Origin of the sequence: Rubrivivax sp. JA1026, assembly GCF_011065555.1 — a bacterium.
Lineage (GTDB): Bacteria > Pseudomonadota > Gammaproteobacteria > Burkholderiales > Burkholderiaceae_C > Rubrivivax > Rubrivivax benzoatilyticus.
Genome location: NZ_JAALCQ010000002.1, coordinates 21,245 through 33,810, shown reverse-complemented (window position 1 = coordinate 33,810; position 12,566 = coordinate 21,245). Strand labels below are relative to the sequence as shown.

At 70.6% G+C, this 12,566-nt stretch carries 10 protein-coding genes; 3 read left to right on the top strand and 7 right to left on the bottom strand.

The annotated features are described in order from the left end of the window. Window positions 1–6 precede the first annotated feature (6 nt). Genes G5B56_RS03870 through mnmA form a run of 4 tightly spaced genes read right to left on the bottom strand, consistent with a single transcriptional unit; the run spans window position 7 to window position 4,207 of the window. On the bottom strand, window positions 7–1,164 hold the full coding sequence (locus tag G5B56_RS03870; protein ID WP_164962392.1) for an FtsX-like permease family protein: 1,158 nt from the start codon (window positions 1,162–1,164) through the stop codon (window positions 7–9). A gap of 13 nt (window positions 1,165–1,177) precedes the next feature. Beyond that, window positions 1,178–1,873 carry an ABC transporter ATP-binding protein gene (locus G5B56_RS03865; protein WP_164962391.1) on the bottom strand — a complete coding sequence of 232 codons (696 nt, stop codon included), beginning with the start codon at window positions 1,871–1,873 and terminating at the stop codon, window positions 1,178–1,180. Continuing rightward, the gene (locus G5B56_RS03860) at window positions 1,870–3,060 is read right to left on the bottom strand and encodes an efflux RND transporter periplasmic adaptor subunit (RefSeq protein WP_164962390.1); all 1,191 of its coding nucleotides are present in this window, start codon (window positions 3,058–3,060) and stop codon (window positions 1,870–1,872) included. Before G5B56_RS03860 ends, G5B56_RS03865 begins: the two co-directional genes overlap by 4 nt. Before the next feature lie 55 nt (window positions 3,061–3,115). Further along, window positions 3,116–4,207, bottom strand: coding sequence for a tRNA 2-thiouridine(34) synthase MnmA (gene mnmA / locus G5B56_RS03855; RefSeq protein ID WP_164962389.1), 1,092 nt, complete (start codon window positions 4,205–4,207; stop codon window positions 3,116–3,118). 64 nt (window positions 4,208–4,271) lie between these two features. Here mnmA and G5B56_RS03850 point away from each other — a divergent pair, with 64 nt between their 5' ends. After that, a complete protein-coding gene (locus G5B56_RS03850; protein WP_164962388.1) occupies window positions 4,272–4,739 on the top strand; it encodes an SET domain-containing protein in 468 nt (155 codons plus the stop codon). A gap of 87 nt (window positions 4,740–4,826) precedes the next feature. Here G5B56_RS03850 and G5B56_RS03845 read toward each other — a convergent pair whose 3' ends face one another. From G5B56_RS03845 to G5B56_RS03835, 3 genes are read right to left on the bottom strand one after another with little or no spacing between them, the layout of a single operon-like run. Next, window positions 4,827–6,497, bottom strand: coding sequence for an ABC transporter ATP-binding protein (locus G5B56_RS03845; protein WP_164962387.1), 1,671 nt, complete (start codon window positions 6,495–6,497; stop codon window positions 4,827–4,829). Between the two features lie 26 nt (window positions 6,498–6,523). Then, on the bottom strand, window positions 6,524–7,567 hold the full coding sequence (locus G5B56_RS03840) for an ABC transporter permease (RefSeq protein WP_164962386.1): 1,044 nt from the start codon (window positions 7,565–7,567) through the stop codon (window positions 6,524–6,526). 8 nt (window positions 7,568–7,575) lie between these two features. Beyond that, window positions 7,576–8,514, bottom strand: coding sequence for an ABC transporter permease (locus G5B56_RS03835; RefSeq protein ID WP_164962385.1), 939 nt, complete (start codon window positions 8,512–8,514; stop codon window positions 7,576–7,578). A 259-nt stretch (window positions 8,515–8,773) separates the two neighbouring features. Between G5B56_RS03835 and G5B56_RS03830 the strand changes: the two genes are divergently transcribed. Together G5B56_RS03830 and G5B56_RS03825 are read left to right on the top strand one after the other, a co-directional pair. Beyond that, window positions 8,774–10,591 carry an ABC transporter substrate-binding protein gene (locus tag G5B56_RS03830; protein WP_164962384.1) on the top strand — a complete coding sequence of 606 codons (1,818 nt, stop codon included), beginning with the start codon at window positions 8,774–8,776 and terminating at the stop codon, window positions 10,589–10,591. A 13-nt stretch (window positions 10,592–10,604) separates the two neighbouring features. After that, entirely contained in the window at window positions 10,605–12,440 is a 1,836-nt protein-coding gene (locus G5B56_RS03825) for an ABC transporter substrate-binding protein (protein WP_164962383.1), read from the top strand. Window positions 12,441–12,566: the final 126 nt, after the last annotated feature.

Sequence of the window (12,566 nt, the reverse complement as noted above, 5' to 3'; positions counted from 1 at the left end):
CGGCTCTCAGGCGACGTGTCTGAGGCCGTCGACGATGTCGATGCGGCTCGAGCGCCAGGCCGGCCAGGCCGCCGCGGCGACGCCGACGACCAGCGCCGCCAGCAGCTGCAGCGCGATCGTCTCCGGCGCGACGCGGAACACCGGGAACAGCGTGCCGACGGCGTTGGCGAAGGCCGAGGCCAGCGGCAGCGTCACCAGCACGCCGAGCACACCGCCGATCGCGGCGATCAGCAGGCTCTCGCCGAACAGCAGCTTGACGACGAACTCCGGCGGGAAACCCAGCGCCTTCAGCGTCGCGTACTCGGCCAGGCGCTCGCGCGCCGTCATCGCCATCGTGTTGGCCATCACGGCCATGATGATGACGATGACGATCAGGCTCACCGCCTGCAGCGCCACGAGGATGGCCTCGCTCATCGACACGAAACCGAGCTGGAAGGCCTTCTCGGTCTCGGTCAGCGTCTCGGCCAGCGAGTTGCGGAACATCGTGTCGATGCGCTGGCCGACGAGCGCGGCGTCGTTCGGGTCGCGGATGCCGACGACGAACACGCCGACCGAGTCGCCGCGGCCGGCGAACCGCTGGCGCTGGATCTCGTTGATGTAGCCCCAGTGCATCAGCATCTGGTTCTCGTCGACGCCGGGGTCGGCGCCGCGGTAGATGCCGCGGATCGTGAAGTTCCAGGTGCCGCTGTAGATCGTGCCGCGCAGCGGCACCGTGTCGCCGACCTGCCAGCCGTACTTGGCCGCCAGCACGCGGCCGACGAGCACGCCGCGGCGGTCGCGTTGCCAGGCCGTGCGCTCGGCGTCGTCGACGACGAACTCCGGGTACAGCGGCAGGTAGCTCGCGCCGTCGACGGCGAACTGCGGGAAGAAGTTGCGCTCGGTGATGTAGACGCCGCCGAACCAGTTCGACCAGCTCACCGCGGTGACCCCGTCGACGGCGCGCAGCCGCTCGGCATAGGCCAGCGGCAGCGGCACCGTCAGCGAGGTCGCGCTGCGCACGATGAGCCGCGTGCTGGAACTCGCGTTGGCGCCGGCGTACCAGGCGTCGACGATGGTGCGCAGCAGCCCGAAGGCGCAGACCGCGACCATCAGGCCGACGATGGTCAGCAGCGTGCGCAGCCGGTGGCGGAACGCGTTCTTCAGCAGCAGGCGCAGCAGGAACACCGCGTCGCCCCGTTCAGCCGGCCTCGGCCTCGTCGACCAGCACGCCTTTTTCCAGGTGCACCAGGCGGTGCGCCCGCGCCGCGGCCTTGGGGTCGTGGGTGACCATGACGATGGTCTTGCCGAGCTCGGCGACGAGTTGCTCCAGCAGCGACAGCACCTCCTCGCCGGTGTGCCGGTCGAGGTCGCCGGTGGGCTCGTCGGCGACGATCAGCGTCGGGTCGCCGACCAGCGCGCGTGCGATCGCCACCCGCTGCTGCTGGCCGCCCGAGAGTTCGTTCGGATAGTGCCCGGCGCGGTCGGCCAGCGACACCAGCGCCAGCGCCTGGGCGACACGCTCGCGGCGTTCGCGTGCCGTGAGGTTGGTCAGCAGCAGCGGCAGCTCGACGTTCTCGGCCGCGGTCAGCACCGGCAGCAGGTTGTAGAACTGGAAGATGAAGCCGACGTTGGCGGCGCGCCAGTCGGCGAGTTGGCCTTCGTCCAGCGTCGCGATGTCGGTGCCGGCGATCTCGATCGTGCCGGCGCTCGGCTTGTCGATGCCGGCCACCAGGTTCAGCAGCGTGCTCTTGCCCGAGCCGCTGGGCCCCATCAGCGCGACGAACTCGCCGGCGTGCACGTCCAGGTCGATGCCTTCGAGCACCGGGATGTCCTGCTCGCCGCGGCGGTAGGTCTTGCGCAGGCCCTGGATGCGGATCAGCGGCGGCGTGTTCACTTGGCCACCGTCACGCGCGTGCCGGCGGCCAGCGTGTCGGCGGGCGCGAGCACGACACGCTCGCCGGGTTTCAGCGTGCCGGGCGCGATCTCGACGACGTCGCCCAGCGTGCGGCCGACGCTCACCGGCACGGCCTCCAGGCGATCGTCGGCGCCGATGCGCAGCACGACGCGGCGGCCGTCGCGCTCGACGACGGCCTTGGGGTTGAGCGCCATCACCGGCTGGCGGTCGGCCTCGGTCGCGGCCTGCGACAGGAAGACGACGCGCGCCGCCATCTCCGGCAGGATGCGCGGGTCCAGCTGCTCGAAGCGGATCTTGGTCATCACCGTCGCCTTGGCGCGGTCGACGGTGGGCACGATGCGCGCGACGCTGCCGGCGAACCGTCTGTCGGGCAGCGCGTCGAGCGCGATCTCCACCGGCTGGTCGATGCGGATGCGGCCGACGTTGGCCTCCGACACGTCGGCCTCGACCTCCAGCGTCGACATGTCGGCCATCGTGACCACGGCGCCGAGCGCGCCGGTGGCGCTGGACAGCGGCGTGATCAGGTCGCCGACGTTGGCGTTCTTGACCAGCACGACGCCGTCGAAGGGCGCACGGATCTCGGTGTTGTCGCGCGCGACACGCTGCACGTTGAGCTGCGCGCGCGACTGGGCGATGGCGGCGTCGGCGGCGGCCAGTGCGGCGGCGGCGGCGTCGGTGCGGCGCTGCGCCGCGTCGACGGCCTGCGGCGAGACGAAGCCCTGCTGCTTGAGCCCCAGCGTGCGTTCGAGGTCGGCACGCGCGTTGTCGAGCTCGACGGCGGCCTGGCGCCGCGCAGCCTCGGCCTGGCGCACGCCGGCTTCGGCGGCGATGACCGTCGGCAGCACGTCGGCGGCGTCGATGCGCGCGATCAGATCGCCGGCCTTGACGACGCTGCCTTCGCGCACCGCCAGCTCGACCAGCCGGCCGGTGGCCTTGCTGGCCACCGCGGCGCGGCGCTGGGCGACGACGTAGCCCGAGGCGCTGAGTTCGGCGAAACGTGCCGACGGATAGGCGCTGGCGACGCCGGTGGCCTGCACCTCGGGCGCACGCCGGCTCCAGGCGGCGACAGCGAGTGCCGCGGCGATGCCGACAACGCCCAGCCAGATCCAGCGCCGGCCGCGCCGCCGGGGAGCCGCGCCGCGCGCGGCGGCCAGCGGCGGGAGCATCGGGCGGGCCGGGGCTTGGGGTTCGGTCATGCAACGCGGGCCGCGAGGGCCTGCCTCAAGGTTCTGATGATTCGATGACGCCGCCGCCGAGGCAGACCTCGCCGTCGTAGACCACGGCCGACTGGCCGGGTGTGACGGCCCACTGCGGTTCGGCGAACGAGAGCACGACGGCCTCGCCGTCGCGGCGCAGCGTGCAGGCCGCGTCGGCCTGGCGGTAGCGTGTCTTGGCGGCCAGCGCGCCTTCGGCCGGCGCCGTGCCGGCGACCCAGGCGCAGTCGCCGGCGGCGAGCGTGCGCGACAGCAGCCAGGGGTGGTCGTGGCCCTGCACGACACGCAGCACGTTGCGCTCGAGTTCCTTGCGTGCCACGTACCAGGGCGCGTGTTCGCCGCCGCCGGACTTCAGGCCGCCGATGCCCAGGCCCTGGCGCTGGCCCAGCGTGTAGAAGCTCAGGCCGACGTGGCGGCCGACGACGCGGCCGCGTTCGTCCTCGATGTCGCCCGGCGCCTGCGCCAGGTAGCGGTTGAGGAACTCGCGGAACGGGCGCTCGCCGATGAAGCAGATGCCGGTCGAGTCCTTCTTCTTCGCGTTCGGCAGGCCGATCTCGGCGGCGATGCGGCGCACCTCGGTCTTGGGCAGCTCGCCGACCGGGAACATCGTGCGCGCCAGCTGCGCCTGGTTCAGGCGGTGCAGGAAGTAGCTCTGGTCCTTGGCCGGGTCCAGGCCCTTCAGCAGCTCGAAGCGGCCGTCGCGTTCGCGCACGCGGGCGTAGTGGCCGGTGGCGATGCGCTCGGCGCCCAGGCGCATCGCGTGGTCGAGGAAGGCCTTGAACTTGATCTCGGCGTTGCACAGCACGTCCGGGTTGGGCGTGCGGCCGGCGCTGTATTCGCGCAGGAACTCGGCGAAGACGCGGTCCTTGTACTCGGCGGCGAAGTTGACGTGCTCGAGGTCGATGCCTATGACGTCGGCCACCGCCGCGGCGTCGAGGAAGTCCTGGCGCGACGAGCAGTACTCGCTGTCGTCGTCGTCCTCCCAGTTCTTCATGAAGAGGCCGACGACCTCGTACCCCTGCTGCTTGAGCAGCCAGGCGCTGACGGCGGAGTCGACGCCGCCGCTCAAGCCCACCACCACGCGACCCTTGTCCTGCATGGGCCGGATTATCCGCGGCGCCTCGAAAGCCTGCCTTGCGCTGCCGCCGTCACAATGCGCGCCGATGAACGACGCCGCCGCCCCTGCCTTCGAGGTCCGCGACAGCCACGTGCACGGCCTCGGCGCCTTCGCCACGCGCGACCTGCGCCGCGGCGAGCGCCTGGGCCTCTACGCCGGCCGGCGCTGGAGCGCCGCCGAGATCGAGCGCCTGGACTGGGACAACGCGCTGACCTATTTCTTCGGCCTGTCCGACGGCTCGATGATCGACGGCCGCGAAGGCGGCAACGGCACGCGCCACTTCAACCACTCGTGCGCGCCCAACTGCGCGGCCCACGAGGTCGAGGACGAAGACGGCACGCTGCAGATCGCCATCGAGGCCCGGCGCGCGATCCGCGCCGGCGAGGAGCTGTTCATCGACTACTCGCTGGACATCGGCGACGAAGAGCCGGCCGACTTCGCGTGCCACTGCGGCGCGCCGCGCTGCCGCGGCACGATGGCCGCGCCGCCGAAGAAGAAGCCGCGGCGCGTCTAAGCGCCGCAACGCCTCAAGCTGACGCCGTGGACCGGCTATGCCGGCCCACTGGAGGCGCCCCCTGGGGGGGGGGGAGCGCCGGAGGCGCTACGGGGGGGGAGCCCGATACCCGCGCGGAATCGCGGCCAGCAGCCGCTTCGTGTAGTCCTGCTGCGGCGCCAGCAGGATCTGCTCGGCGCTGGCCTGCTCGACCACCTGGCCGTCCTTCATCACCATCACCTCGTCGCTGATGAAGCGCACCACCGACAGGTCGTGGCTGATGAAGACGTAGGCCAGGCCGAGTTCGTCCTGCAGGTCCTTCAGCAGGTTCAGCACCTGGGCCTGCACGCTGACGTCCAGCGCCGAGACGGCTTCGTCGAGCACCAGCACCTCGGGCTCCAGCGTCAGGCAGCGTGCGATCGCGACCCGCTGGCGCTGGCCGCCGGAGAACTCGTGCGGGTACTTGCCGAAGGCGCGGCCGTCCAGGCCGACCTTCTCCAGCAGCGTGCGTGCACGCTGCTCGCGCTCGGCGGTGTCGGCGCCGATGCCGTGGATCGTCATCGGCTCGATCAGCGCCTGGCCAATCGTGAAGCGCGGGTTGAGGCTCGCGTACGGGTTCTGGAAGACGATCTGGATGCGCCGGCGCATCAGCTGGCGCTCGCGGTCGCTCAGCTTCAGCAGATTCTTGCCGTCGAAGATGACTTCGCCGCCGGTGGGCTCGTGCAGGCGCAGCAGCGTCAGCCCCATCGTCGTCTTGCCCGAGCCCGACTCGCCGACCACGCCCAGCGTGTGGCCGCGGCGCAGCTTGAAGTTGACGTCGCGCACCGCCTTGAACTCGCGTTTGCCGAACAGGCCTTCCTTGAGCCAGAAGCTCTTGGCCAGCGAGCGCACCTCCAGCACCACCGGCGCGTCGGCGTCCTTGGGCTTGGCGACGGCGGCCGCGCCGCGGCCGGCGATGTGGTCGTCGATGACCATCAGCCGGCCCGGGTTGTGGTCCAGCGCCGGGCGGCAGGCGAGCAGCGCCTTGGTGTAGGCGTCTTGCGGCGCGGCGAAGATCTGCGCCACCGGGCCGCTTTCGCGGATCGCGCCGTGGCGCATCACGACGACGCGGTCGGCGATCTCGCCGACCACGCCCAGGTCGTGGCTGATGAACAGCAGGCTCATGCGGTGGCGTTCGCGCAGCTTGCCCAGCAGTTCCAGCACCTGGCGCTGGATCGTCACGTCCAGCGCCGTGGTCGGCTCGTCGGCGATCAGCAGCTTGGGCTCGCAGGCCAGCGCCATCGCGATCATCACGCGCTGCTGCTGGCCGCCGGACATCTCGTGCGGGTAGGCCTGCAGGCGGCGCTTGGGCTCGGGGATGCCGACCTCGCCGAGCAGCTCCTCGGCGCGCGCCCAGGCCTGGCGGCGCGTCAGCCCGAGGTGGCGCATCAGCGGTTCGGCGAGCTGCTGGCCGACGTTGAACACCGGGTTCAGCGAGCTCATCGGGTCCTGGAAGACGCAGGCGATCTCCTTGCCGCGCAGGGCCTGCAGCTCGCGCAGCGAGGTCTGCAGCAGGTCGCGCTCGCGCCACAGGATGCGGCCGCTGCGCTCGGCGTTCTCGGGCAGCAGGTTCAGCACCGACATCGCGGTGACGCTCTTGCCCGAGCCCGACTCGCCGACCAGCGCGACGGTGGTGTTCTCGGGCACGTCGAACGAGATGCCCTTGACGGCCTGGGCGCGCTGGCCCTGGCCCATGCGGAACTGGACCGTCAGGTCCTGGATGGAAAGCAGCGGGGTCATCGTCGGGACGGTGTCGTGCGCGGTGCTCATTCCAGCCCCCGCAGCTTCGGGTCGAGCGCGTCGCGCGCGGCGTCGGCCATCAGCGAGAACGCGGTGACGAACACCGCCATGAAGCCGGTGGCCGCGGCGAGCTGCCACCAGTAGCCCAGGATCAGGTCGCTCTGCGCCTCGGCGAGCATCGTGCCCCAGCTCACCTGGTCGACCGGCACGCCCAGGCCCAGGTAGGACAGGATGACCTCGGCCTTGATGAAGCCGACGACCAGCAGGCCCATGCGCACCAGCACGACGTGGCTGACGTTGGGCAGGATGTGGCGGAACATGCGCGAGGCGCTGGACGCGCCGATGGCCTCGGCGGCACGCACGTACTCTCGGCTGGAGTGCTTGATGAACTCGGCGCGCACCTGGCGGTACATGCCGGTCCAGCCGGTCAGGCCCAGGATCAGCACCACGGTGTCGATGCCCCGGCCCAGCACCGCGGCGAAGGCGAAGATCAGCAGGATGCCCGGCACCGACTCGAAGACGTTGTAGAGCCACTCCAGCGCGTCGCCGATCTTGCCGCCGAAGAAGCCGCTGAAGGCGCCCAGCAGCGTGCCGATCGTCGTCGCGACGACGGCCGCCAGCACGCCGACGAAGACCGAGATCTGCGTGCCCTTGATCGCCTTCTCGAGCACGTCGCGGCCCAGGCGGTCGCCGCCCAGCGGCAGCGTCTCGAGCTTGGGCGTCTCCTCGGTCTTCAGCTTGGCGGCGCGTTCGGCCCACTCGGCATAACGCGGCGCCAGCGGGTCGACGTCGGACAGGTCGACGTTCGGGCCCTTCGGGGCCGCGATCGCCGTCGTCTCGGTGGCTTGGGCCGGGCCCATGAAGCTCGGCGGCGCGTTGGCCACGCCGACCTCGCGCTGCCAGTCGCCGGCGACGACGCCGGCCCAGGACAGCAGGATCAGCAGCAGGAAGGCGACGACGACGACCAGCGAGGCGACACCGACGCGGTCGCCCTTGAAGCGGCGCCAGGCGGCGTGCCAGACGCCTTCGGAACGTTGCTGCGCCGAGTCGACGGCGGCCGGGGAAGACATGACGGCACTCACTTCAGCACCACGCGCGGGTCGACGACCTTGAACATCAGGTCGGTCATCAGGTTGATCAGCATCGTCAGCACGGCCAGGTACACGGTGACCGCCTGGATCACCGGGTAGTCGCTGCGGTTGACGGCCAGCAGGACCTCGCGGCCCAGGCCGGGGATCGAGAAGAAGACCTCGATCAGGAAGGAGCCGACGAAGATGCTGGGCAGGGCCAGGCCGATGTTCGTCAGGATCGGGATCATCGCGTTGCGCAGCACGTGCTTGAACAGCACCGTGCCTTCGGTCATGCCCTTGGCGCGTGCGGTGCGCACGTAGTCCTGGCCGAGCTCGTCGAGCAGGAAGCTGCGGTACAGCCGGGTCTGCGGCGCGATGCCGACGGCCACCGCCAGCAGCACCGGCAGCGGCGCGTAGGTCAGCAGGTTGGTCAGCGTCGAGTCGCTCCAGCCCTGCACCGGGAACCAGCCCAGGCGGAAGCCGAAGAAGTACTGGCCGACGATGACGTAGACCAGGAAGCTGATCGACAGCGCCACCGTCGTCACGACCATGATCGTGCGGTCGGTCAGCGAGCCGCGGCGGTAGGCCACCCACATCGCGATCGGCAGCGCCAGCAGCGTGTCGAGGATCAGGATCGGCACCATCACCGTCAGCGTCGCCGGCAGGCGGCTGGCGAACAGGCTGGACACCGGCTCGTTGGTCGCCCAGCTGTGGCCCCAGTCGAAGGTGAGGATCGACTTCACGAAGATCCACAGCTGCACCGACCAGGGCTGGTCCAGGCCCAGCTCCTGGCGGATCGCCGCGATCTGCTCGGGGGTCGCGTTGAGGCCGCCCAGGATTTCCGCGGGGTCGCCGCCGAAGAACTTGAACAGCAGGAACACCAGCAGCACGACGCCGGCAAGCGTCGGGATCATCTGCCACAGGCGTCGTATCAGGTAAGCCGCCATCTGGGAATCGACGTGAAGCGGGCCCCGCTCGTGCCGGGGCCCGTGTTACAGGATGCGCGAGTGTAGGGGCGCCGACGGGGCTTGCCCGCCGGGGCATTCCCCCGCGAAGGCGCGGGGCAAGCACGACACGCGCCAGGCCCTGGCGGGGCACGCCGCTTGCGAGCCGTCCGGAGCCCCGCGCCGGCGCGGGGTGGTGCCGCTCCACGGCGGGGCGGCCGCGCCGTAGACTCCGCCGCTTTCGTCACCCAACCGCTGCCCGATGAAACGCTTGGTCCGCTCCGCCGCGCTGGCCGCCTGCCTGCTGGCGACGGCCGTCGCGGCTGTCGCGCAGACTCCCGCCGCGGCGCCGAAGACGCTGCGCTACGCCTTCCCGATCGCCGAGACCAGCTTCGACCCGGCGGCGATCACCGACCTGTACTCGCGCACCGTCGTCTCGGGCATCTTCGAGGCGCCGCTGGAGTTCGCCTTCCTGGCGCGCCCGGTGCGCATGCGGCCGAACACCGCGGCGGCGATGCCCGAGGTCTCGGAGGACTTCCGCACCTTCACCTTCCGCATCAAGCCCGGCATCTACTTCGCCGACGACCCGGCGTTCAAGGGCAGGAAGCGCGAGCTGGTCGCCGAGGACTACGTCTACTCGATCAAGCGCCATTACGACCCGCGCTGGAAGAGCGGCAACCTCTACCTGCTCGAAGGCGCCAAGCTGCTCGGCCTGTCGGAGCTGCGCTCGCGCGCCATCAAGGAGCGCAAGCCCTTCGACTACGACCGTCCGGTGGAAGGCCTGCGCACGCTGGACCGCTACACCTTCCAGGTGAAGCTGGCCGAGCCGTCGCCGCGGTTCCTCTACAACTTCGCCGACTCGTCGTTCACCGGCGCGCTGGCGCGCGAGGTCGTCGAGTTCTACGGCGACCGCATCGGCGAGCACCCGGTCGGCACCGGGCCGTTCAAGCTCGGCGCCTGGAAGCGCAGCTCGCGCATCGAGCTCGACCGCAACCCCGGCTACCGCAGCGTGCTCTACGACGAGGAGGCGCCCGCCGGCGACGAGCGCCTGCAGGCCGTGGCGCGCGAGTTCAAGGGCCGCCGCCTGCCGCTCGTCGACCGGGTGCAGATCTCCATCGTCGAGGAGCCGCAGCCGCGCTGGCTGTCGTTCCTGAACGAGGAGCAGGACATCGCCGAGAACGTGCCGGCGGAGTTCGCCGGCGTCGCGTTCCCGAACAACGAACTCGCGCCCAACCTCGCCAAGCGCGGCGTGCTGATGCTGCGCTATCCGCGTTCGGACGTCGCCGTGTCGTACTTCGGCATGGAGCACCCGGTGGTCGGCGGCTACGAGCCGCACAAGGTGGCGCTGCGCCGCGCGATCGCGCTGGCGGTCGACGTCGAGCGCGAGATCCGCCTCGTGCGCGGCGGCCAGGCGATACGCGCGCAGTCGCCGATCGGCCCGGAGGCCTGGGGCTACGACCCGGCCTACAAGAGCGAGATGGGCGACTACGACCCGGCGCGCGCCAAGGCGCTGCTGGACATGCACGGCTGGATCGACCGCGACGGTGACGGCTGGCGCGACCAGCCCGACGGCAGCCCGCTGGTGCTGGAGTACGCCACGCAGCCCGACCAGCAGAGCCGCAAGCTCAACGAGTTGTGGAAGAAGAACATGGACGCGATCGGCATCCGCATCGTGTTCAAGACCGCCAAGTGGCCCGAGCAGCTGAAGGCCTCGCGCGCCGGCAAGCTGATGATGTGGGGCGTCGGCTGGAGCGCCGGCCAGCCCGACGGCGACACCTTCCTCGCGCTGGGCTACGGGCCCAACCGCGGCCAGGCCAACCACGCGCGCTTCGACCTGCCGGCCTTCAACACGCTGTACGAGAAGCAGGCGCTGCTGCCCGACGGGCCGGAGCGCCAGGCGGCGATGGATGCGGCCAAGAAGCTGATGATCGCCTACATGCCCTACAAGGTGCACGCGCACCGCATCTGGACCGACCTCGCGCATCCCTGGGTGGGCGGCTACAGCCGCAACATCTTCGTGCGCGAGTTCTGGAAGTACGTCGACATCGACCCGCAGGCGCAGGCGCGCCGCGGGTCCTGAATCTGCCGAGACGATGAAGCTGCTCTCCCTCCTGGCCGGCGTGCTGCTGGCCTGCTCCACCGCCGTGCACGCCGCCGCGCCCGCGGCCGACGGCGGCCGCAAGATCCTGCGTGTCGCGTTCACCACGGCCGAGACCGGCTTCGACCCGGCGCAGATCAGCGACCTGTACTCGCGCACCGTCACGCCGCACATCTTCGAGGCGCTGTACCGCTACGACCACCTCGCGCGGCCGGTGAAGATCCGCCCGCTGACGGCCGCCGGCATGCCCGAGGTCTCGGCCGACTACAAGGTCTGGACGGTGAAGCTGCAGCCCGGCATCTACTACGCCGACGATCCGGCCTTCAAGGGCAAGAAGCGCGAGCTGGTGGCGCAGGACTACGTCTACGCCTTCCTGCGCACCGCCGACCCGGCCAACCGCAGCCAGCTCTGGAGCTGGGTCGAGACCTTCAACATCGCCGGGCTCGCCGAGTACCGGCGCGAGGTCGTGGCGCAGAAAACGCGTTTCGACTACGACCACGTGATCCCGGGCATCCGCGCGCTGGACCGCCACACGATCCGCTTCACGCTGTCCGAACCGTCGCCGCGTTTCCTGGAGAACCTGACGGCGTCGGACCTGCTGGGCGGCATCGCGCGCGAGGTCGTCGAGTTCTACGGCGACAAGATCGCCGAGCATCCGGTGGGCACCGGCCCGTTCAAGCTCAAGCAGTGGCGACGCAGCTCGCTGATCGTGCTCGAGCGCAACCCGGACTTCCGCGAGATGCACTACGACGCCGAGCCGGCGGCCGATGACGCCGAAGGCCAGGCCATCCTGGCGCGCCTCAAGGGCCGGCGCATCCCGATGATCGACGAGGTGCGCATCTCGATCATCGAGGAGGAGCAGCCGCGCTGGCTGGCCTTCCTCAACGGCCAGATCGACATGCTGGCCGGGCAGTACGGCTCGGTGCCGGGGTCCTTCGTCAACGTCGCGATGCCCAACGGCCACGTCGCGCCCAACCTCGAACGCAAGGGCATCCTGGCGGCGCAGCAGGTCAACGCCGACATCGGGATCACCTACTTCAACATGGAGGACCCGGTGGTCGGCGGCTACACGCCGGAGAAGGTGGCACTGCGCCGGGCGCTCTCGCTGGCGATGGACGTCGAGCGCGAGATCCGCGTCGTGCGCAAGGGCCAGGCGATCCCGGCGCAGTCGCAGGTGGTGCCGCACACGACCGGCTACGACCCGAAGTTCAAGAGCGAGGCCGGCGACTACGACCCGGCGCGTGCGCGTGCGCTGCTGGACATGTACGGCTACGTCGACCGCGACGGCGACGGCTGGCGCGAGCTGCCCGACGGCAAGTCGCTGGTGCTGGTCTACGCCACCCAGCCGACGCAGATCAGCCGCCAGTTCGACGAGCTCTGGCGCAAGAACATGGAGGCGATCGGCATCCGCACGACCTTCCAGACCGGCCAGTGGCCCGAGCAGCTGAAGCTGGCGCGTGCCGGCAAGCTGCAGATCTGGACGCTGGGCTCGTCGGCCTCGGGGCGTGACGGCCAGAGCGCTTTCGACCGCCTGCACGGCCCGCAGGCCGGCGGCCAGAACCTCGCGCGCTTCAGCCTGCCGGCTTTCGACGCGCTGTACGACCGCATGTCGGCGCTGCCCGACGGCCCCGAGCGCGACGAGCTCTTCCGCCAGGCCAAGATCCTGTCGGTGGCCTACATGCCGTACAAGCCGTCGGTGCACCGCGTCAGCACCGACATGTGGCAGCCCTGGGTCAGCGGTTTCCGCCGCCCGGTGTTCTGGAGCGAATGGTGGCACCTCGTCGACCTCGACCCGGCAATGCGCGCGGCCGCCGGCGTGAAGGTCGACTGACGCCGTCCCGGATCCCGGCCCGATACAAACGCTTACGGCGTTGGTGCGTCGGTGCGACGCCAAATGTTTCGCGATACGCCACAAAACTCGCGCTGTAAACCCGCTGTTACAACTTTGGGGCGCATT

Coding starts and splice junctions, on each gene's coding strand:
- G5B56_RS03835 (WP_164962385.1), bottom strand. CDS start 8,514: ATGGCGGCTTACCTGATACGACGCCTGTGGCAGATGATCCCGACGCTT.
- G5B56_RS03825 (WP_164962383.1), top strand. CDS start 10,605: ATGAAGCTGCTCTCCCTCCTGGCCGGCGTGCTGCTGGCCTGCTCCACC.
- G5B56_RS03850 (WP_164962388.1), top strand. CDS start 4,272: ATGAACGACGCCGCCGCCCCTGCCTTCGAGGTCCGCGACAGCCACGTG.
- G5B56_RS03860 (WP_164962390.1), bottom strand. CDS start 3,060: ATGCTCCCGCCGCTGGCCGCCGCGCGCGGCGCGGCTCCCCGGCGGCGC.
- G5B56_RS03830 (WP_164962384.1), top strand. CDS start 8,774: ATGAAACGCTTGGTCCGCTCCGCCGCGCTGGCCGCCTGCCTGCTGGCG.
- mnmA (WP_164962389.1), bottom strand. CDS start 4,207: ATGCAGGACAAGGGTCGCGTGGTGGTGGGCTTGAGCGGCGGCGTCGAC.
- G5B56_RS03840 (WP_164962386.1), bottom strand. CDS start 7,567: ATGTCTTCCCCGGCCGCCGTCGACTCGGCGCAGCAACGTTCCGAAGGC.
- G5B56_RS03845 (WP_164962387.1), bottom strand. CDS start 6,497: ATGACCCCGCTGCTTTCCATCCAGGACCTGACGGTCCAGTTCCGCATG.